Source organism: Granulicella sibirica, from assembly GCF_004115155.1.
In the GTDB taxonomy this organism is placed as follows: Bacteria; Acidobacteriota; Terriglobia; order Terriglobales; family Acidobacteriaceae; genus Edaphobacter; species Edaphobacter sibiricus.
Genome location: NZ_RDSM01000001.1, coordinates 822,274 through 841,752 on the forward strand (window position 1 = coordinate 822,274; position 19,479 = coordinate 841,752).

20 protein-coding genes and 1 tRNA gene are annotated in these 19,479 nt (G+C 60.7%); all 21 read left to right on the forward strand.

Annotation, left to right across the window (positions count from 1 at the left end; genetic code table 11):
- Positions 1–78 precede the first annotated feature (78 nt).
- Entirely contained in the window at positions 79–465 is a 387-nt protein-coding gene (locus tag GRAN_RS03370) for a HesB/IscA family protein (RefSeq protein WP_128911578.1), read from the forward strand.
- A gap of 138 nt (positions 466–603) precedes the next feature.
- Positions 604–1,809 carry a type II secretion system F family protein gene (locus GRAN_RS03375; protein ID WP_128911579.1) on the forward strand — a complete coding sequence of 402 codons (1,206 nt, stop codon included), beginning with the start codon at positions 604–606 and terminating at the stop codon, positions 1,807–1,809.
- A gap of 146 nt (positions 1,810–1,955) precedes the next feature.
- Positions 1,956–2,192, forward strand: a complete 237-nt coding sequence (locus GRAN_RS03380) for a type II toxin-antitoxin system Phd/YefM family antitoxin (protein ID WP_128911580.1) — start codon at positions 1,956–1,958, stop codon at positions 2,190–2,192.
- Positions 2,193–2,197: 5 nt separating this feature from the next.
- Positions 2,198–2,581: a type II toxin-antitoxin system VapC family toxin gene (locus GRAN_RS26895; RefSeq protein ID WP_421800797.1), complete on the forward strand. Its 384-nt coding sequence runs from the start codon at positions 2,198–2,200 to the stop codon at positions 2,579–2,581.
- Positions 2,582–2,641: 60 nt separating this feature from the next.
- Positions 2,642–4,270, forward strand: a complete 1,629-nt coding sequence (locus GRAN_RS03390; RefSeq protein WP_128911581.1) for a GspE/PulE family protein — start codon at positions 2,642–2,644, stop codon at positions 4,268–4,270.
- 77 nt (positions 4,271–4,347) lie between these two features.
- Positions 4,348–5,508, forward strand: coding sequence for a type IV pilus biogenesis protein PilM (locus GRAN_RS03395; protein WP_128911582.1), 1,161 nt, complete (start codon positions 4,348–4,350; stop codon positions 5,506–5,508).
- Positions 5,508–6,215, forward strand: a complete 708-nt coding sequence (locus GRAN_RS03400) for a PilN domain-containing protein (protein ID WP_128911583.1) — start codon at positions 5,508–5,510, stop codon at positions 6,213–6,215. The genes GRAN_RS03395 and GRAN_RS03400 overlap by 1 nt, the downstream gene beginning before the upstream one ends.
- Positions 6,212–6,916: a hypothetical protein gene (locus tag GRAN_RS03405; protein WP_192897971.1), complete on the forward strand. Its 705-nt coding sequence runs from the start codon at positions 6,212–6,214 to the stop codon at positions 6,914–6,916. The genes GRAN_RS03400 and GRAN_RS03405 overlap by 4 nt, the downstream gene beginning before the upstream one ends.
- Positions 6,913–7,578: a hypothetical protein gene (locus GRAN_RS03410; RefSeq protein ID WP_128911584.1), complete on the forward strand. Its 666-nt coding sequence runs from the start codon at positions 6,913–6,915 to the stop codon at positions 7,576–7,578. Before GRAN_RS03405 ends, GRAN_RS03410 begins: the two co-directional genes overlap by 4 nt.
- Positions 7,575–8,609: a type II secretion system protein gene (locus tag GRAN_RS03415; protein WP_128911585.1), complete on the forward strand. Its 1,035-nt coding sequence runs from the start codon at positions 7,575–7,577 to the stop codon at positions 8,607–8,609. Before GRAN_RS03410 ends, GRAN_RS03415 begins: the two co-directional genes overlap by 4 nt.
- Positions 8,610–8,677: 68 nt before the next feature.
- Positions 8,678–8,762, forward strand: a tRNA-Leu gene (locus GRAN_RS03420).
- A gap of 30 nt (positions 8,763–8,792) precedes the next feature.
- The gene (locus tag GRAN_RS03425) at positions 8,793–9,101 is read left to right on the forward strand and encodes a DUF3467 domain-containing protein (RefSeq protein ID WP_128911586.1); all 309 of its coding nucleotides are present in this window, start codon (positions 8,793–8,795) and stop codon (positions 9,099–9,101) included.
- A gap of 55 nt (positions 9,102–9,156) precedes the next feature.
- Complete coding sequence (locus GRAN_RS03430; protein WP_128911587.1) at positions 9,157–10,734, forward strand: ArnT family glycosyltransferase; 1,578 nt, start codon at positions 9,157–9,159, stop codon at positions 10,732–10,734.
- Between the two features lie 75 nt (positions 10,735–10,809).
- Positions 10,810–12,429, forward strand: coding sequence for a tetratricopeptide repeat protein (locus tag GRAN_RS03435; RefSeq protein ID WP_241654318.1), 1,620 nt, complete (start codon positions 10,810–10,812; stop codon positions 12,427–12,429).
- Between the two features lie 53 nt (positions 12,430–12,482).
- Complete coding sequence (locus tag GRAN_RS03440; protein ID WP_241654319.1) at positions 12,483–13,733, forward strand: NfeD family protein; 1,251 nt, start codon at positions 12,483–12,485, stop codon at positions 13,731–13,733.
- Positions 13,734–13,805: 72 nt separating this feature from the next.
- Complete coding sequence (locus GRAN_RS03445; protein WP_128911589.1) at positions 13,806–14,669, forward strand: 2,3,4,5-tetrahydropyridine-2,6-dicarboxylate N-succinyltransferase; 864 nt, start codon at positions 13,806–13,808, stop codon at positions 14,667–14,669.
- Between the two features lie 61 nt (positions 14,670–14,730).
- Positions 14,731–14,988, forward strand: coding sequence for an AbrB/MazE/SpoVT family DNA-binding domain-containing protein (locus GRAN_RS03450; RefSeq protein ID WP_128911590.1), 258 nt, complete (start codon positions 14,731–14,733; stop codon positions 14,986–14,988).
- Complete coding sequence (locus GRAN_RS03455; protein WP_128911591.1) at positions 14,985–15,425, forward strand: type II toxin-antitoxin system VapC family toxin; 441 nt, start codon at positions 14,985–14,987, stop codon at positions 15,423–15,425. The genes GRAN_RS03450 and GRAN_RS03455 overlap by 4 nt, the downstream gene beginning before the upstream one ends.
- A gap of 64 nt (positions 15,426–15,489) precedes the next feature.
- Complete coding sequence (locus GRAN_RS03460; RefSeq protein ID WP_128911592.1) at positions 15,490–17,151, forward strand: ribonuclease J; 1,662 nt, start codon at positions 15,490–15,492, stop codon at positions 17,149–17,151.
- Between the two features lie 193 nt (positions 17,152–17,344).
- Complete coding sequence (locus GRAN_RS03465; RefSeq protein ID WP_128911593.1) at positions 17,345–18,472, forward strand: sensor histidine kinase; 1,128 nt, start codon at positions 17,345–17,347, stop codon at positions 18,470–18,472.
- 525 nt (positions 18,473–18,997) lie between these two features.
- Positions 18,998–19,423, forward strand: coding sequence for a type II toxin-antitoxin system VapC family toxin (locus tag GRAN_RS03470; protein WP_128911594.1), 426 nt, complete (start codon positions 18,998–19,000; stop codon positions 19,421–19,423).
- Positions 19,424–19,479 lie beyond the last annotated feature (56 nt).

A 19,479-nucleotide genomic window follows, 5' to 3' on the forward strand; every position in this document is an offset into this window, starting at 1 on the left:
GGCGGGTTCGTCAGCGGTTTCAAGCAGACAGCCGACGCGGGAGAGCAAGCAAGTTCGAGATTTTCAAGGAGACTGCCGATGGCGACTGCAACCGTTACTCCCACCCCCGAAGTCGTAAATGCGCCCCCGACTTCGACCACGCCGGTAAACCTGACTTCGGCGGCGATCGCGAAGGTTCGCGAGATCATGTCGACCCAGGATCCGATTCCTGCCGGGCTGCGCATCGGTGTTGTTGGCGGCGGATGTTCGGGATTCCAGTACTCGATGTCGTTTGAGAACGCCAGCGGCATGATGGACAAGGTGATGAAGTTCGACGATTTGAAGGTGTTCGTCGACGCGACTTCGGCCATGTACCTGAACGGCTGCGTGGTGGATTACGTCGAGACGCTTGAGGCCGCGGGCTTCAAGTTCGAGAACCCCACGGTGAAGAGCACGTGCGGATGTGGCTCCTCTTTCTCCGTTTAGTCCCTGGTTTCTGGTATTGAGAAGCCTCGCCCATGCGGCGAGGCTTTTTTGTTTTCGGTGCCGTTCGCGGAACAATGGGTAGGAACGTCTAAAATCTACGTGAGTCCCGGGTGGCGCGCGGGACAGCGATTTTCCCTTATGGCAGAGTTTGTAATCAAGCTGGCGGATGAGCGTGGGCGGGTGCAGGAGCAGACGCATGCCGCTTCGTCGGCCGAGGAGCTGAAGGCGCGGTTTCTGCAGGCGGGGTACTACGTGTACTCCGTCAAGGCGCGGAGCGTGCTCGGGGGGAGCGGCAAGAATAAGAAGGTGAAGCTCGATACCTTCCTGGTGTTCAACCAGCAGTTTCTGACGCTCATCAAAGCCGGTTTGCCGATCCTGGGGTCGCTCGACCTGCTGGCGCGGCGGCAGAAGGTTCCGCATTTCCGGGCGCAGCTCGAGGACGTGACGGCGCGGGTGAAGACGGGCGAGTCGATCTCGCAGGCCTTCGAGGCCCAGGGGGGATTTCCGCTGGTGTACACGACGACGCTGCTCGCCGGGGAGCGGTCGGGAAACCTGGAAGAGGTGTTGCAGCGGTTTCTGGACTTTCAACGGGTTTCGCTGACGTTTTCGAAGAAGCTGAAAGCAAGCCTGGTGTATCCGGCGCTGCTGGTTGTGATGGTGATTGGACTGTTCGTGTTCCTGATCACGTTCGTGGTGCCGCGGTTCGCGGAGCTTTACTCGCAGCTTGGGACGAAGCTGCCATCGATTACGGTGTTCCTGCTCTCACTTGGGGAGAATGCGCAGAAGTATGGGATCTATGTGGCCGTCGTGATCGCGTTGGCGGTGTTTCTGCTGCTGCGATGGATGAAGACAGATGCGGGTGCGAACTTGGTGGACAAGGTTCGGATCGGGCTGCCACTGTTTGGCGGGATCTGGCTCAAGTACCAGGTGGGGCTGTTCGCGAGGACGCTTTCGACGCTGCTGAAGGGTGGGCTGCCGCTGGTTCCGTCGCTGGAGACGGCGGCGCGGTCGATCAACAGCCGGCAGATTGCGGGCGCGGTGTACCGGTCGGTGGAGACGGTGCGCGAGGGCAAGGGGCTGTCGGTCAGTTTGCAGTCGACGAAGGTGTTTCCGGAGCTGGCGATCGAGATGATCGAAGTGGGCGAGTCGACCGGGGCGCTGCCGCAGATGTTGAACTCGGTGGCCGAGTTCTTCGAGGAAGATGTGCAGACGAACCTGACGACCGCGATGAGTTTGATCGAGCCGGCGATCCTTGTGGTGATGGGCGTGGTGGTGGTGATCATTTTGATCGCGCTGTATCTGCCGATCTTCTCGCTGAGCGCTGGGGGCGTGAGCGGGTCTTAAGAATTTCCGTCTCGAGCCCAAACTGTGATGGCGTACCGCGCCTGATCGCGACGAAGTCAAGACCGCCCATTTTGGATTTGTGCCACTTCTTGGGGATTCGGAGTAGCAGCGTGACCAGAGTATAGTGACCACACCGGAGGTGCCCGATGAAAACCATGGCTGCAAGTAAGTTCAAGGCAACGTGCCTAGCGGTGATGGACGAGGTGCAGGCCAAGCGGGAGACGGTTGTGATCACCAAGAATGGGAAGCCCGTGGCACAATTGGTTCCTGTTTCGGTGGAGGAACAGGATCCGATCTTCGGCTTCTATAAAGGCAAGCTGAAGATCGTCGGCGATATCGTTTCTCCGATCGTCCCGCTGGAAGACTGGGATGCGCTCAAGTGATTCTCGTGGACACACATGTGGTCCTCTGGCTGGCGGAGACCCCAGAGATGCTGTCGCCTCTGGTTTACGAGGTCATCACACGGGAGAGAAAGAGGGACGGATTAGCCGTATCCGGGATTACTCTGTGGGAGCTTGCGATGCTGCTTTCGCGAGGACGAGTGCAAAGCAGAACACCTCTCTCGGATTTCCTGCGAGTGGTGGAAAACAGTTTTTCGGTTCTGCAACTCACGTCCGCGGTGGCGGAAACATCCATGGCATTTACGGACGCTTACCCGAAGGATCCGATGGACCGTATGATTGGGGCGACTGCGTTGGTTCATGGCTTGCAGTTGATTACTCGGGATGAACGGATACGACGATCAGGCGAAGTGCCCTGCGTCTGGGACTAACGCCCGAACATTTCAGAAGAGCAGTTTGTGACGAGTTCAAGGCAGGGGAGTCTTACCGGTATGGCGACACCAGTGGCAATCCCGATAGTTGATACGGGCGACGAGACCGAGCGGGCGCGTGGGTTGGCGCGGCGGTATCACGCGGAGTTTGTCGACCTGAAGAACTTCAAGATCCAGCATGAGCTCTTCAAGAGCGTGCCGGTGGACATGATGTTCCGGTACAACTTCGTGCCGCTCGAGCAGGCGGAGGGGCGGCTGGCGATCGCGGTTTCAGATCCCTCGAAGCTGATGGTGCTGGACGAGATTTCGGGGCTGCTCGGGCAGAGGCTGGTGACGCGGGTGGCGACGCTCTCGCAGATTACCGACCTGCTGAAGAAGACGGAGCAGTCGCAGCGCGTGCTGGATGAGGCAAGCGAGGGGCTGGCGTTCGACGTCCTCTCGAATGAGGACAATCCGGACGAGAACATCTCGATCGAGCGGCTGACGGCGGATGAGGATATCTCGCCGATCATCCGGCTTGTCGATACGACGATCTTTACGGCACTCGAACGGCGTGCATCGGATATTCACCTGGAGACGTTCGACGACTCGCTGCAGGTGAAGTACCGTATCGACGGCGTGCTGCAGCAGGCCATGGCGCCGATCGCGCGGGAGCATCACCAGACGATTCTTTCGCGTATCAAGGTCATGAGCGAACTCGATATTGCCGAGCGGCGCGTGCCGCAGGACGGGCGTTTCCGGGTTCGGTATAAGGGGCGGCTGATCGATTTCCGTGTTTCGATCATGCCGACTGTTCACGGCGAAAATGCTGTGCTGCGCGTGCTCGATAAAGAGTCGATGTCGGAGAAGTTCACGAAGCTGTCGCTGGATGTGGTCGGGTTTGCGGCGAAGGATCTGGAGCGCTTTCGACGGTACATCAAAGAACCGTACGGGATGGTTCTGGTGACGGGGCCGACGGGTTCGGGTAAGACGACGACGCTTTACGCCGCTCTGAACGAGATCAAGAGCGAAGAAGACAAGATCATCACGATCGAAGATCCGGTCGAGTACCAGATCCGGGGAATCACGCAGATCCCGGTGAACGAGAAGAAGGGGCTGACCTTCGCGCGCGGGCTGCGTTCGATCCTGCGCCACGATCCGGATAAGATCCTGGTCGGCGAAATCCGCGACGCGGAGACGGCGCAGATCGCGATCAACTCGGCGCTGACGGGTCACCTTGTGTTTACGACCGTCCACGCGAATAACGTCGTCGACGTGCTTGGACGCTTTTTGAACATGGGCGTCGAGCCGTATAACTTCGTTTCGGCGCTGAACTGCATCCTCGCGCAGCGGCTGGTGCGACAGGTATGCGACTTTTGCGCGCACTATGTGACTTATAGCGATGCGGAGTTACTGCAGAGCGGTCTGGATCTGAAGGACTGGAGCGGATTCAAGTTCCGCGAGGGGCCGGGCTGCATGGAGTGCGGCGGAACGGGGTACCGGGGGCGAAGCGCGATTCACGAGCTTCTGGAACTGGACGATGATATTCGCGAGATGCTCCTGGCGAAGAAACCGGGGAGCGAGATTCGCAAGAAGGCTCGGGAAAAGGGCATGGCGTTTCTGCGAGATTCGGCGCTGGAGCGGGTGCGGGACGGCATTACGACGCTACGGGAGATCAACAAGGTCACGTTTATCGAAACGGGGCGCTAGGAAGACAGGCGTGGTTTGGGATATTCGCGCTGGTCTTGCTTTGTTCGAAATGCTTGAGGGCAGGTAGTCTGGAGCGGATGGACATTTTACCGACATCAGTGGGGACGCGGCCGAGGCTGGCGTGCGAGATACGGCCAGAGGGCGTGGTCGCGGCTCGCTGCGAGGATGGCGCCGTCGGGGTCATGGTCGCGGTGTCGCGGACCACGCTTGGCGAGGGGGCGTTCCGGCCGCATCTGCGGGCCGGGAATGTCGTGGATCGGACCGCAGTGGTCGGGGCGGTGCGGCAGTCGCTCGAAAAGGTGTTCGACAAAAACCGGGAGCTGACACTTGTGGTTCCGGATGCGTCGGTTCGGGTGCTTCTTCTGGATTTCGATTCCCTTCCGAGCAAGCCGGCGGAGGCGTTGCCGGTGGTGCGGTTCCGGTTGAAGAAGCTGCTTCCGTTCGATGCGGATGATGCCGCGGTGAGCTACCAGGTGATGTCGACGGGGCGAGGGCTGCTTCGAGTGATGGCCGTTGCCATGCCGAGTGATGTGCTAGCGGAGTACGAGTCCGTGGTGCGCGAGGCGGGCTTCGAGCCGGGCGCGATTCTGCCGAGCACGCTTGCGGCGCTCGCAGGGCTGGATGAATCGGAGGCTCCCGTGCTTCTGGTGAATGCCGGGCCGGAGGCCGTGACGACAGCGATCGTGAAAGGCGGCGTTCTGCTTCTGCATCGTTCGGTCGATATGCGGGTCGATCTACACGTCGAGGCACGGCCGGAGCCGCAGCTTCCTCCTCCGACGATTCCGCCGGAGTTGCTTGCGAACCCGGATCAGACGTTTGCGGATCTTCCGGTTGTAAGCCTTCCACTGGTTGACCGGGAGAGCACGGTACAGGAGTGGGCCATGCAGGAGGCCCTCCCCGAGTATCCGGTGCGGATGGAGACGAGTTCCGCGCAGACGGCGGTGCTGGAGCGGACGATGGTTGAAGAGGAGTTGCCCTCGCCTCTGCCTCCCGCGGAGATTGTGCAGGCAGTGAGCGTGGCCGCAGCTTATTTTGAAGACACGCTTCAGGCCGCGCCGGGAGCTCTTCTTGCCGCCGGTGTGACTTCCGCGGATAGGCTGACCTCCCTTTTACGGACGAGTTCGCTTGGAGAGATGACCGTTCGCGAGGTGGTGGATCCGGCGATGATACCGGCGGCGGTGCCTGCCGGGATGCCGCGTGGGTGGCTTGCCGGGGTCAGGGGAGCGTTGCGAAGCTAATGCGCGTCTCCGTCAATCTCGCCAGCCGTCCCTTCATTGAGCTACGCCCGCTTTTTGCGCGGCTTCGTCTCGCGATGATCGTGCTTGCCGCGCTCGCCATCGGACTTGGTTTCGGGCTCCATGCGCTGACGAAGAAGGCGAACGCAGCGCAGAGCCGGATGGATGCTCTCCGGGACCGGACGCTTGCCTATCAACAGGCTCGCCAGAGGAACGAGGCCCGGATGCGTCAGCCGCAGAACCGGGCTGTACTCGAACGGTCGCAGTTTTTGAACCAGGTGTTTGCGCTGAAGAGCTTTAGCTGGACGTCGGTGATGATGGACCTCGAACGCGTGCTTCCGGCCGGGGTTCAGGTGACGAGCATCGAGCCTGTGATCACCAAAGAAGGCGATGTGAACATACGGCTGAAGGTCAGCGGCGATCGCGACCGGGCGGTGCAGTTAGTGAGGAATCTTGAGCAGTCGCAGCGCTTTCTTGGGCCGCGTCTGAACGGCGAGTCGGCACAGAGCGCGGAAGGTGGGCGGGCGGCTGGGTCGGCGAATCAGCCTCCGAATCCGCTTGCGATTCCGGGAGTTGAGTTCGACATTCTGAGCGGGTATAACCCGCTGCCACTGACACCTCAGAATGCAAAAGCCACCGCTCCTGTTGCTGCGAAGACGGCTGCGCCTGCTCCAGTCAAAACGAAGACGAAGACGGGGGTGACGCCATGAGCGCGACTCTGCAGGCTGTCGCCCAGCGGGCTGCGGCTCGCAACATCGCCGAACGGGCACGGCGCCTGGTGACGATGCTGAACCTGCACTTCGCCGGGGTGGCTCTGCTCGGGCTGGTGAACCTGTATCTCGTCGTGCATATGGTCGTTGCGTACCAGCAGGCGCACAGCCAGAATGAGGAGGCTGTCGCGCAGCAGATGGTGCTGCTGAAGACGGCGCAGCTTGGGGCGGCTCCGCTCGAAGGGCTCGATGCGAAGCTGACTCAGGCTACGGGCGAAGCGGACACCTTCTATGCCAAGCGCCTGCCGTCGGCGTACTCGCAGCTTCTTGCCGAACTTGGCGTTCTCGCCAACCGAGAGCATGTGAAGCTTTCCCGGGTGCAGTATGGGCAGGCTCCGGTTCTCGCGGATACGGCGGGAGAGCTGACCGAGGTGAAGATGGACGCGAACCTCAGCGGCGACTACCGTCCGCTCGTCATCTTCATGAACTCGCTCGAGCGGGACAAGATGTTCTTCGTCATCACGAATATCGCGCTGACCGGACAGCAGAGCGGTACGGTAAATCTGCGTCTGAGGCTGACGACCTACCTGCGCGCTCGTGCGCCGGGTGAGGCACTTGCCCCGCTGGTTCCGGCTGAAGGCGAATCGGATGTTCCGGAACAGGCTGAACAGGCTCCCGCAGCCGGGAGGCCAAGCCGATGAGCGCCGCACGCGTCGTGAAATCCCAGGCGGCTGACCAGAGGAACAAGATCATCGCCGGGGTCGCCGGTGGCATTGTTGCGATCGGGCTGCTCTATTTTGAGCTCTCCGATCCCAATCCGCCTCCGGTTGCGACTGCGCCGCCTGTCGTTACAAGCCCCTCGTCCCCTGCTCCGAAGGCCGGGGCGACCGTATCGTCTCCCTCGGGAAACGTTGCTGGCGCCGCGGCACATAGCGTTGGCACGACCTCCGCGGCGCTTGATCCGACGCTCCATATGCAGGCGATGCTTGTGACCGAGTCGGTCGTCTACAACGGCAGCGGGCGCAACATCTTCGCCGGCGGCAAGGACGCATACTACGCGGCACCGGTGATTCCGAAGCCAATTGCGCCAGCGCGCACTTCGGCCGCGGTGGGCCCGATCTATACTCCCCCGATACTGCCGGCCGGGCCTCCGCCGATCAACCTGAAGTTCTTCGGCACGGCGACCTCGGCGGATGGGCACCGACGCGCATTTCTGCTCCATGGCGATGACGTGTTCCTCGCGTCGGATGGCGACATCGTGCAGCGAAAGTACCGCGTGATCAGCGTCGCGGAGAAATCTGTGCAGATCGAAGACCTGACAAACAACAACAAACAGACACTTCCCTTGCTTGCAAACCCATGATGTTTCCTGATCTCACAAGCCGTCAAACGAATCCCGCTTCGCGCGAGGGTGAGGATGGGTTTGCGCTCGTGATGTTGATCGTGGCGATCTTTGTCATCCTGCTCTTCCTCGGCATTGCCGCACCCAAGGTGGCGCGCGATCTGCGCCGGGAGCGCGAGCTGGAGGCAGTGCATCGGGGCAACCAGTATGTGCGGGCGGTGCAGCTTTACTACAAGAAGTTCAACAGCTATCCGACCTCGATAGATCAGCTCGAAAAAACAAACAATATACGGTTTCTGCGGCAGAAGTATGTCGATCCTATGACGGGCAAGGCTGACTGGCGCATCATCCACGTCGGGGAGAACAAGACGACGGTGAAGGGACTGTTCGGTCAGCCGCTCACAGGATTGGCAGGTGGCGCGGGAATCGGCGGAGCGGGTATCGGGGGAACGGCGACGGTCAGCGACGGTACGGGTAGCTCCACGAGCGGTCCAGGTTCGAGTACATCCGGCTCCACCAGCACCTTCGGCTCAGGTAATTCGGGAGCGTCGAGCACGTTCGGCTCGGGGTCTTCGATCGGCGGGGCGACCTCCGGAAGCACGAGCGTCGGGGGCACGGGGAGTTCAGCGTTTGGCGGACCGAGCACCGTTTCCGACGGCAGCAGCACGGGAAGCACATCCAGCGGGTCGTCGAGCGGGATCGGCAGCCAGAGCGCGACCGGCTTCAAGGGCTCGGGGGGCCCGATCATGGGGTTCGGCAGCTCGCAGGCCGGCGCATCGATCATCTCGCTCAACGAGCAGGATGACTACAGCAAGTGGGAGTTTCTCTATGATCCGCGGATCGAGCAGCTCAAGGCCCGGTCAAGCCTCTTCGGCGGAGGAGGTATCGGCTCGTCGAACGCGATTGGCGGTTCGGGGACGGGCACCAGCAGCTTTGGGTCCTCGCCGGCGGGTACGTTCGGCGCTTCGCCTGGCACCACTGGGTCGGGCACGGGGGCAGGCAGCACCACGATGAACCCGACATCGCCGACCGGAACGACGACACCGCAGTAGTTGGTTGCTCCTTTTCAAAGGGTTGCGCCTCGTGGGCTGCGCTACAATCTCAAAAGCCGCAAGGGTGTGCGAAAGTGGCGAAATTGGCAGACGCACCAGACTTAGGATCTGGCGGAGCAATCCATGGGGGTTCAAGTCCCCCCTTTCGCACCAAAGAACCCAGCCGCATCGGAGTAAGCAGTTATGAGCCAGACCAAGCAGGACGAGCAGCCGTCGTTGACGGTGTTGAATACGGACAAGTACCGCGAAGGCTATGCGAACAGCGTCCAGGTGCGCATGAGCGTGTGGGACTTCCAGCTCGTCTTCGGGACCATGCACCAGACCTCGGCCGAGGAGGTCAAGATCGAAAATTTCCAGGCAGTTTACCTGAGTCCGCAGCAGGCCAAGGCGCTGCTGAACGTGCTTGCGCACAATGTGCAGCAGTACGAGCAGACCTTCGGGCATCTTGAGCTCGAGCCGCAGCGGCCGCAGGTCGGCGGCCCTGTCAACTAATAAAGGTGCGCAGCCGGGATACGGGTCGAGCCGGCTCCTGGCTGTTCCGCTCTGGGTGCTGTTTCCGTTAGTCTTTGTTGCCGTCCTGCTATCGCACTGGACGCTTCTTCGCCTTCCCTACTTCTGGGATGAGGCCGGTTATTACATTCCGGCGGCGCGGGACTTCTTCAAGAGCGGCACGCTGATTCCGCAGACGACCATGACGAACGCGCATCCTCCGATGCCGTCTATCCTGCTTGCGGGCTGGTGGGAGATCTTCGGTTTCAGGATTCTCGCTACCAGGATCTTCGTCGCCGTCGTGGCGGCTGTTGCGCTGGTTGGGGTCTTCCGCATGGTGCGCGGACTTACCGGCGTGGGCGCAGCCTTCGCGACGATGATCCTGACGGCGATCTATCCGATCTGGTTCGCGCAGAGCACGCTTGCGCATGCCGACATCTTCGCAGCCGCGTTCACGCTGTGGGCGCTCTCGTTCTATTTCCTTCGCAAGCAAGATCCGGAGACAGGAGAGCCACGGGACGAGGCTGCGCGCGATCGTATTGCAGCCGCTGTGCTGTTTTCTTTCGCGGCTCTTTCGAAGGAGACGGCGATTGTGACGCCGGCTGCGCTTGGGATGCTGGAGCTCTGGCTTGCGCTGCGGAGCTGGCGGCATGGTGGCAAGACGCAGACGGGGCGGTGGTTCCGGCTGCATCTTGCCTGGGCGGCTTCGCTGTTTGCGCCTGTCGTCCCGCTGCTTGGCTGGTACGCGTATCACCGTTACAAGACCGGGTTTATGTTCGGGAATCCGGAGTACCTCCGCTATAACGCGACGGCGAACCTGGGAGTCTTCCGCATCCTGCTATCGCTTTGGCACCGGACGCTGCATATGACGACACACATGAATCTGTTCGTCGCGACGGGATGCGCGTTGGCGGCGCTCTTGATGCCGGGGATAGCCGGGCGGGGGCGACTCTCGCGTGGTGTGATGGCAGCGCTTGGGGTTGTGCTCGTCGCAAATCTGCTGGAGTTCTCGGTGTTGGGCGGGGCGTTGCTGACGCGGTATTTGCTGCCGATGTACCCGCTGGTGATTCTGCTGTGCGTCGTCGAATGGCGGATGCACTTGAAAGCGTGGGCGGGACTCGGCGCGCTGACCGCCGCCGGCTTTCTCGCGGGGATCTGGATCAATCCGCCATACGCGTTCGCACCGGAGGACAACCTCACCTACCGGGACATGATCGTGCTGCACCAGGAGTCGGTCGGGCTCATCGCGACGCGCTTCCCGGAGGCGACGGTACTGACGGCGTGGCCTGGCAGCCAGGAGTTCGAGCGGCCGGAGCTTGGGTATTTGGATCGACCGGTGAAGACGGTCATGTTGAAGAATTTTTCCTTTGAGGAGATGCAGCGAGCGGCTGAGGATCCGGGTGCGTACGACACGGCGATGATCTTCTCGACGAAGTGGGAGCCCTCGCCAGGAAAGACAAACCTTGGCCGCCGCAACGAGTCGAACGATAGGAAGTATTTCGACTTCCACCATGATCTGCGGCCGGCAGAGGCGGCGCGGATGCTGCATGGCGACGTCATCTGGCAGGGCGCGCGCAAGGGGGAATGGGCCGCCGTGCTGCGGTTTCCACGCTCGGTGAACGCCAGCCTGCGCTAGTCCTGAGCACCTTCTGAGGGCTGAGGGTGAACTCTATAATGGCTTCGAAACGAGGTAAGGGCTCTGAGACAATTTTTGACAGGTCGTGGCTGGGCGATGGGTCTTCTGCTTACGCTCTTTGCAGTTTCCATAGCGACAGCGCAGAGCGCGTCCGATGCGAGCAGCGATGCCCATGAGACTTCCGGACGGCTTGTGCTTGTGCTTCCGTTTGAGAACCGCTCCGGGCAGCCGACACTTCAGTGGATCGGCGACTCCTTTCCGGACACGATCAATCAGCGGCTTAACTCCGCGGGCTTTCTGACCATTACGCGCGACGACCGCCAGTATGCGCTCGATCATCTCGGCTTCCCGGCCGACTTCCGTCCTACCCACGCCACAACCATCCGCATCGCCCAGACGCTCGACGCGAACTTCGTCGTTGTCGGCAGCTTCAATGTGCAGAACGGCAAGATCCTGGTGCAGGCGCAGGTGCTCGAGGTGGACAAGCTGAAGCTATCGCAGGCGCTTAATGATTCGAGCGACCTGGCGCGACTGTTTGACGTGGAGAATGCGATCGCGTGGAAGGTAGCGCGGCAGATCGATCCGAAGTTCTCGGTCGCGGAGCAGACATTTCTCTCGGCCTCCGGCGGCGTGAAGTTGACGGCCTTCGAGGGGTATATCCGGGGAATCTCGGCGACGAATCCGCAGGAACGGATCAAACGTCTGCAGGGTGCCGTCACCGAGGAGCCGAAGTACGCCGCGGCGCTGCTTGCGCTTGGTAAGGCGCAGTACACCGATCGCCAATACGCGGCAGCGGCGGCGACGCTGATCAAGGTACCGAGGACAGACCGGTCAGCGCTTGAGGCGGGCTTCTATCTTGGGCTTGCGCACTTCAATGCGGCGAAGTATGCCGATGCTGAGGCGGCGTTTGCGTTTGTGGCCAGCCGGTTGCCACTTCCAGAGGTCGTCAACAACCAGGGCGTGGCAGCGAGTCGCCAGGGGCGGGACGCAGGGGCATTGTTTCAGCGGGCCACCGCCGCCGACCCGGGTGACGCGGACTACCACTTCAACCTTGCCGTCTCGCTCATGCGGCGTGGCGATGCGGCGGGCAGCCTTCATGAACTCGAGCAGACTCTGAAGCTGCACGCGTCCGATACCGAGGCGGCCGACCTGCGATCGCGAATCACTGCCGCGCGGCTCACCGGCCCGGGACTCAAAGGTGCTGTCGAGACGGGTGGCTTCGAACCGCTCGAGAGGATTCGACGCAGCTACTCCGAGGCGTCGTTCCGTCAAGCTGCGTTTCAGCTCGACCAGATGCGTGGCCTCCGCCTGGCTGCGCTTCCCCCGACAGAGCAGGGGGCGGCTTATAGCCAGCAGGGGCGGGACTATCTTGCGCAGGGATTGGTGCCGGAGGCGGAGCTGGAATTTCAAAAGGCGATCGCCGCCGATCCGAAGAGCGCGATGGCACATGCGGGGCTGGCGCAGGTCCGGGAGCAGAGTGGAAGCGTCGACGACGCACGGAAGGAAGCGAATGCTTCCATCATGCTGAAGCCGAATGTCGTTTCGTTTCTTGTGCTTGCGAGGCTCGATCTGCAGGCGAACCAGATGACGGCCTCCGCCGTGGACGTGGGCAATGCGCTGCGGATTGAGCCGGGGAACTCGGCTGCGATGGGGATGAGGACGGCTCTGGCGGCACGTGGACAGGCGATTCCATGAGCTATTTCGGTCGAATCTGGTGCGTTTTCGTGGTGCTATTCGCGGGCCAATGTATGGCAAACGCGGTCACGAGTACGCCCGATTCGACCGGAATTGTCGTACGGCTTGGGATTCATGACACGATTCAGCCGGTTACGGCGGACTACCTTCGGCGAGGGTTGACGGAGGCGGCGCGGATGCATGCGCGGGCGGTGCTTCTGTCGCTTGGGACGCCGGGTGGGCTGCTCTCGTCGACGCGGGACATGGTGGCGGCGATCGAGGATTCGCCGGTTCCGGTGATCGTGTATATCGGGCCCGCGGGGAGCAGGGCTGGGTCCGCTGGGTTCTTCCTGCTGGAGTCAGCGGATGTGGCGGCAATGGCTCCGGGAACGAATGCCGGGGCGGCGCACCCGATCGTCGAAGGCAAGACGATGGATCCAGTGCTGAAGCTGAAGGTGGAGAACGACGCGGCGGCGTTTCTGCGGTCTTACGTCGAGCGGCGGGGGCGGAATGTCGAGGCGGCTGAGGATGCGGTTCGGAACTCGAAGTCCTACAGTGAACAGGAGGCGCTGAGGATGAAGCTCGTCGACATGGTCGCGAACGACGAGGCTTCCCTGCTGTCGGCGCTCGACGGGCGGGAGATCAAGCGGTTCAACGGGAACCCCGAGACGCTGCATCTGCGGGATGCACAGATTGTGGCGGTGCCGATGTCGGTCCGGGAGCGGCTTCTGGACAAACTGGCGAGCCCCGATCTTGCGGTGCTGCTGATCGTGCTTGGCGGCCTGCTCATCTATCTAGAGTTCAACGTTCCGGGGACGATCGTTCCGGGTTCGGTCGGGACGCTGTTGTTTCTGCTGGGAGTTTTTGGGCTGAACCTTCTGCCGATCCGGCATACCTCGTTGATGCTTCTGGTTGCGGCATTTCTACTGATTGCGCTCGAGGTGAAGTTCGCGAGCCATGGGGTGCTGGCGGCGGCGGGAGTCGGTGCGCTCGTCTTCGGGCTGGCGACGCTGGTGGATGGGCCGATCGACGAGATGCGGGTGCATCTGGGAACCGCGATCGGGGCGGGACTCGGGTTCGGGACCGTAACGTTCGGGCTGGCGTGGGTGGCGATGCGGGCACGACGGAACAAAGTGTTGACCGGAGCGGGCGCGATGATCGGGCGGCAGGCTTTCGTGCGCGCGGTCTATCCGGCTTTAGGAACGGGTCAGGTGGAAGTGCGGGGAGAGTTGTGGCAGGCGCGGACGAATGGGGTGCTTGCTGTCGGCGAAGAAGTACTGGTGAAGTCTGTCGACGGGCTCGTGCTCGTGGTCGAGCGAGCCTGACCGCTCCGGTTATCGTCAAGATGCATCTCGACTTCGGAGAGATCCGGCCGTACCTTGGTATCCTCCAGAGTGATGACTATGACCGGATTAGAGACCACCATTGAACGCTGTTTTTCGCTAGGTTCTGTTGTCGCGGGTAGCCCCGTGGCGCAGGCTGCCTTCTTCTCCCTCCGTACAGCACTTGAATCCGGATCCGTTCGTGCCGCCGAGCCGGATGCTGCCTCCCCGACGGGATGGAGGGTAAATCCGTGGGTGAAACGCGGGATTCTGCTTGGCTTTCGGTTGGGCACCCTTGAAGAGATGAATGGCAGCCATGCGCAGGGCTTCCCTCTCAGCTTTGTGGACAAGAACACGTATCCGGCGCGGCATTTCTCGGCTGCAAATGGTGTTCGCGTGGTTCCGGGTGGGTCGAGTGTGCGTTCGGGGGCGCACGTTGCTTCGGGTGTGGTGATCATGCCGCCGGCGTACATCAACGTCGGCGCGTTTGTCGACGAGGGCACGATGGTCGACTCGCATGCGCTTGTCGGTTCGTGCGCCCAGATTGGGAAGCGGGTCCACCTTTCGGCTGCGGCTCAGATCGGCGGAGTTCTGGAGCCGGTGAATGCTTCGCCGGTCATCATCGAGGACGATGTTCTTGTCGGCGGGAATACGGGCGTGTACGAGGGGACGATCGTCCGGTCGAAGGCGGTGCTCGCGGCTGGAACGATCCTGACGAGAGGGACACCGGTCTACGACGCGACCACGGGCGAGATTCTGCGCGCCACGGCTGACATGCCGCTGATCATTCCTTCGGGGGCGGTCGTTGTTCCGGGGTCCCGGGCGATTACGTCTGGACCTGGCAAGGAGCTTGGGTTATCGGTGTATACGCCGGTGATTGTGAAGTACCGGGATGAAAAGACGGAGTTGTCGCTGGCACTGGAAGATCTTCTGCGGTAGGCGACGGGATCGACCATGCCCAGTGGAGGTGCTAACTTTACTTCAAAGAGCGGAGGCAAAGATGGCACCTTCCAGCACGATCAGCAGCAAAGGACAGATCACAGTTCCCCTCGAAGTTCGTCTTCGGCTTGGATTGAGAAAAGGTGATCGGGTTGAATTTGTCGTAGATGGAGATCGTACCGTCATCCGTCCGGCGCGGTTAGAGGTGAATCCTTTCGATGAGTTTATCGGTGCGTTGCCAGCGTTTGAGACACGGGAGGAAGTCATCGAATGGGTGAGAAGTCTGCGTGATGATGAGCCAGAGTCCGCTTCGCGGTGAAGACGGCTCTCGACACCAATATCCTGTCGGCACTTCTGTCGCGGGAGCCTGGAGCTTCTGAGATCTCTCACCAACTCGGTCGTGCAAAGCAAGAGGGCGCGATTCTGATCTCTCCGGTCGTCTACGCGGAGCTGCTGGCTCACCCTCGAGCTTCCGAGTCCTTCATCGATCAGTTCGTCGAGCGAACCGGGATCGAAGTTGATTTTCGTTTCGGCGACAGCGTCTGGCGTGAAGCGGGCCAACGTTTTGCCCGGCACGCTGCTCGTCGCCGCAGGGCCACGATTTCAGGTCCGAGACGTCTACTGGCTGACTTCCTGGTAGGAGCCCACGCTCTCTCCCATGCAGATCGGCTCATGACGCTCGATACCTCGATATTTGCGCTGGATTTCCCGGATTTACTGCTGTATCCGGTGATCGCTCCCGCCAATGGAACATGAGTCAGCATGGCGGCCATAGGCATCTGACAAGCCCGCCATCCATCCCTGTTAGACTCGGAAGTTGATGGCTACAGATAAATTACGCATGATTCCCCTGGGGGGCCTTGGCGAGTTCGGGATGAACTGCATGGCTCTCCGTTGGCAGGATGACATTATTGTCATCGACGCCGGCCTGATGTTCCCGGAAGAAGAACTGCTCGGCGTCGACATTGTTGTCCCCGATATCAGCTATCTGATCGAGAACCGCTCGAAGGTCCGCGCGATCCTCCTCACGCACGGCCATGAAGATCACATCGGAGGACTCCCCTGGATCCTCTCCGAGTTGAACGTTCCCGTTTACGGCACGGAGTTCACGCTTGCCTACGTGGAAGGCAAGCTCGAAGAGCACAGGCTGCTCGATAACGCCGACCTGATCGAGATGCTGCCGGGCAAGCGCTTCACGCTCGGACCCTTTTCCGTCATGCCAATCCGCGTGACGCACTCGCTTGTGGACTGCGTCGCGCTCGCGATCCATACGCCGGTGGGTGTCGTGCTGCACACGGGCGACTTCAAGGTGGATCTCTCGCCGCCGGATGGCAAGCCGTTCGATCTGCATGCTTTTGCGGAGCTGGGCAAGCAGGGCGTGCTTGCGCTTCTGCAGGATTCGACGAACGTAGATCGTCCTGGATATACGCCTTCTGAGCGGGCTGTTCGTCCGAGGCTTGACGAGATCTTCTCGCAGACGAAGAAGAAGCTCTTCTTTTCCTGCTTTTCGTCCTCGATTCATCGCATTCGCCTGGCAATGGAGCTTGCGCATAAGCATGGGCGCAAGGTCGCGATCATCGGGCGTTCGCTCGATAACTCGACCGAGATCGCACAGGATCTTGGGTATCTCGACCTGCCGCAGGGATTGATTATCAGTCCCGGACAGATTCGCGATATGCCCGCCGAGAAGCTCTGCATCATGATCTCGGGTACGCAGGGTGAGCCGATGTCGGCGCTTTCGCGCGCGGCGGTGAACAACCATAAGTTCGCCAAGATCGATGCGGGCGACACGGTTCTGCTGAGTTCGCGCGTGATCCCGGGGAATGAGAAGGGGATCTACCGGATGATTGATCACCTCGAGCGCCGCGACGCCAAGGTGATCCACGACGACGGTACTGCCGGGCTTATTCACGTCTCCGGCCACGGCTCGCAGGAAGAGCTTCGCCTGATGATCAACCTCGTTCGACCGAAGTACTTCATTCCGGTTCATGGCGACTATCGCCACCTGAAGCGGCACGCGGAACTCGCGGGCAGTATGGGTGTCGTCGAGAAGGTTGTGCTGCTGGAGGATGGAGACATCCTCGAACTGGACAAGAACAACGCCACGAAGAACGGCAAGGTGACGACCGGGCGGGTTTGCATCGACTCTGGCGGATCTATCGACGTGGTGGAAGACGTCGTCATTCGCGACCGCCAGCACCTGTCGGAAGACGGCATCGTGCTGCCGATCATTGCCATCAACAAGCGGACCGGGTTAGTCGAGAACACGCCCGAGATCGTGATGCGCGGGTTTGCGATCCAGGATGAGAAGCTCGTCACGGAGTCGCGGAACATCGTCCAGAGGACGCTCGATAACTCGAGCCCCGAGGAGAAGGCGGATTACGCGATTATCAAGGAAAAGATCCGCAACGATCTCAAACGGTATATCCAGAAGAGCACAAGCCGCCGACCGCTGATTATGCCAGTCATCCTCGAGATCTGATCAATTCCCATTTTGAAGCAAAAGCCGCACCTGGACTATCCGGGTGCGGTTTTTCGTTGGCGACGGGCCTCACGAGGTGCCTGATGGTGATCAGGGTGCCACGTCTGGATCGCACTTCTTGCGTGACCATTGCCCAGGATGGTCATACCATTCGAGATACGGACTAATATTTGATCGGGGGTGTCCTCCGCCTATGCTCGAACAGATTCCGCTCATGCCGCATGCCGTGTGCTGGGCCGCTGCTCCCAGGCTTATCTGGACCATGGTGGTCACGAACTTCATCACCTTCCTGAGCTATCTCACGATCTGCGGCACGCTGCTCTATCTGGTAAGCCGAACCCGCCGGGTGATCGCGCGGGATTGGGCCTACTTCGTGGTTGGCTTCGCGCTGTTCATCGTCGCGTGCGGATCGACCCATCTGCTCGAAGTGATTACGACGTGGATTCCGGTGTTCTGGGTGGACGCCGGAACGAACATCGTCACCGCGGCGCTCTCCGCGTATGTCGCGGTCATGCTGATCCGGCGCGCCTCTACGATCGGCTTCGCGATCAACGATTATTCCGGACGACTGGCCAACGTGGAGCACGAGAAGAGCCTTATCCGCGACCAGCTTATTTCGGCGCGGAAGATGGAAGACTGGAGCCGGATGTCGGCGGTCATCTCGCACGAGATCTCGAATCCGCTGGAGTCGATCCAGAACGTTCTGTATCTGATCCAGACGAACCCCGACAGCTCCAACGAGGCGGTTCGCCTTGCGAGTATCGCTGGGGACGAGGTCCAGCGGGTGATTACGATCTCCCGGTCGACGCTGTCCTTTCATCGCGAGTCGACGAAGCCGGAGCTGGTGGACCTTCGCTCAGTCTGCGAGTCGGTGCGCTTCCTGCTGACGTCGGCGATTGCGAAGAGGGAGATTCGATTCGAGATCTTCAGCGAAGGAGATGCGCATGTGGAGGCGTATCCCGGCGAGACGCGGCAGGTCGTGCTGAACCTTGCCCGAAACGCCTGCGAAGCCATCACCGAGAATGGCCGCAAAGTCACGCTCAATCTGCGGCCGCTGCGCAATGGTGTCGAGCTCCAGGTGACCGATCAGGGGACAGGGATTCCGGCGGATGTGAGGCCGAGACTGTTCGAGTTTGGGAAAAGCAGCAAGGGCGATGAGGGGAACGGGATGGGTCTGTGGACGGTGAAGCAGATCATCGAGAAACACGGCGGAGAGGTCCAGGTCGATTCGAGCTATCAGGGCGGAACGCGCTTCATCGTGTGGTGGCCCAGGAGCTATTCGCCGGCGCAGCCGCAGCAGGTGCTGACGGCCTCGCGATAGCGCAAGAGGCCATTTCGCGGACATCCTGCTTTTGATCTACTTCATTAGTTTTGACAATTATCTAATTCGTGCTATGTTTCATCAAAGGAGGTTCGCCGTGGCAGATTATGGTTCAACGGACAGGGTAAGGCGCTACGCAGCAGAGCAATTCATCTTTCCCGCTCGTAAGCGCGGAGAGGCGACCGTCACCATCCATTCGGGAAGGTTTGGGAAGAATCTCGTTGACCATGACGTGCTTCCACCGAACCGATTCCCTATCATCTGCAATGCACTCAAGTCGAAGCGGTTCCTTGAGGAAAACCACCTCGTCCTCGAAGAGATCCAAGGACCTCCGTCCGGGCGAAGTTCCACCGTCACCTTTGTGTACAGACTAGAACCCATCGCGCCTCCGGCCTCTTCAATTCCTCAGGCGAGTGTCCGTTCAAGAGACCGGTTCCTGGAACTTCGCGGGCTGTTGAGGAAGACCTATCAACAGCTTGGAGGGGCGGAAGAATTCCATCGTCGCGAGCGGGAGAGCTGGGACCGGTGAGACGTATTTACTGGGATACGATGATCCACGTTTACTGGTTCGAGAATAACGATGCGCTTGGCGATCGGGTGCAGCACATTCTCGATGTCATGCTGCAAAGGAGTGACATCCTTTGCAGCAGTCTCTTCACTCTCAGCGAACTTATCGTCGGGCCGACAAAGACCATAGAACCGGGTGAAGTTGAGACAATCGAAGAATACTTCGAATCCGATCTGATCACGCTTCTGCCTTATACGCGGCAGGCGGTCCGAACTTTTGCTGAACTGCGCGCCCATCACGGAGTCAAGCCTCTGGATGCGCTTCATCTGGCGATAGCCGCGAACAACAGCGTCGACCTATTCCTGACTCACGATAAGAGGCTTCAGAGGCTTCGCATGCCCGGGCTTCCGTTCATCGCGAGCCTTGAGACCGACCTCTTCTAATCCCCGAAGCACGGAACAACGAAGGGCACCGTCCGAAGACGACGCCCTTTCTCTTT

Excerpts from the sequence above, each read along its gene's own strand:
- GRAN_RS03390 (WP_128911581.1), top strand. The coding sequence starts at position 2,642 with ATGGCGACACCAGTGGCAATCCCGATAGTTGATACGGGCGACGAGACC.
- GRAN_RS03405 (WP_192897971.1), top strand. The coding sequence starts at position 6,212 with ATGAGCGCGACTCTGCAGGCTGTCGCCCAGCGGGCTGCGGCTCGCAAC.
- GRAN_RS03370 (WP_128911578.1), top strand. The coding sequence starts at position 79 with ATGGCGACTGCAACCGTTACTCCCACCCCCGAAGTCGTAAATGCGCCC.
- GRAN_RS03395 (WP_128911582.1), top strand. The coding sequence starts at position 4,348 with ATGGACATTTTACCGACATCAGTGGGGACGCGGCCGAGGCTGGCGTGC.
- GRAN_RS03440 (WP_241654319.1), top strand. The coding sequence starts at position 12,483 with ATGGCAAACGCGGTCACGAGTACGCCCGATTCGACCGGAATTGTCGTA.
- GRAN_RS03415 (WP_128911585.1), top strand. The coding sequence starts at position 7,575 with ATGATGTTTCCTGATCTCACAAGCCGTCAAACGAATCCCGCTTCGCGC.
- GRAN_RS03450 (WP_128911590.1), top strand. The coding sequence starts at position 14,731 with ATGGCACCTTCCAGCACGATCAGCAGCAAAGGACAGATCACAGTTCCC.
- GRAN_RS03380 (WP_128911580.1), top strand. The coding sequence starts at position 1,956 with ATGAAAACCATGGCTGCAAGTAAGTTCAAGGCAACGTGCCTAGCGGTG.
- GRAN_RS03460 (WP_128911592.1), top strand. The coding sequence starts at position 15,490 with ATGGCTACAGATAAATTACGCATGATTCCCCTGGGGGGCCTTGGCGAG.
- GRAN_RS03400 (WP_128911583.1), top strand. The coding sequence starts at position 5,508 with ATGCGCGTCTCCGTCAATCTCGCCAGCCGTCCCTTCATTGAGCTACGC.
- GRAN_RS03410 (WP_128911584.1), top strand. The coding sequence starts at position 6,913 with ATGAGCGCCGCACGCGTCGTGAAATCCCAGGCGGCTGACCAGAGGAAC.
- GRAN_RS03445 (WP_128911589.1), top strand. The coding sequence starts at position 13,806 with ATGACTATGACCGGATTAGAGACCACCATTGAACGCTGTTTTTCGCTA.
- GRAN_RS03425 (WP_128911586.1), top strand. The coding sequence starts at position 8,793 with ATGAGCCAGACCAAGCAGGACGAGCAGCCGTCGTTGACGGTGTTGAAT.
- GRAN_RS03375 (WP_128911579.1), top strand. The coding sequence starts at position 604 with ATGGCAGAGTTTGTAATCAAGCTGGCGGATGAGCGTGGGCGGGTGCAG.
- GRAN_RS03465 (WP_128911593.1), top strand. The coding sequence starts at position 17,345 with ATGCTCGAACAGATTCCGCTCATGCCGCATGCCGTGTGCTGGGCCGCT.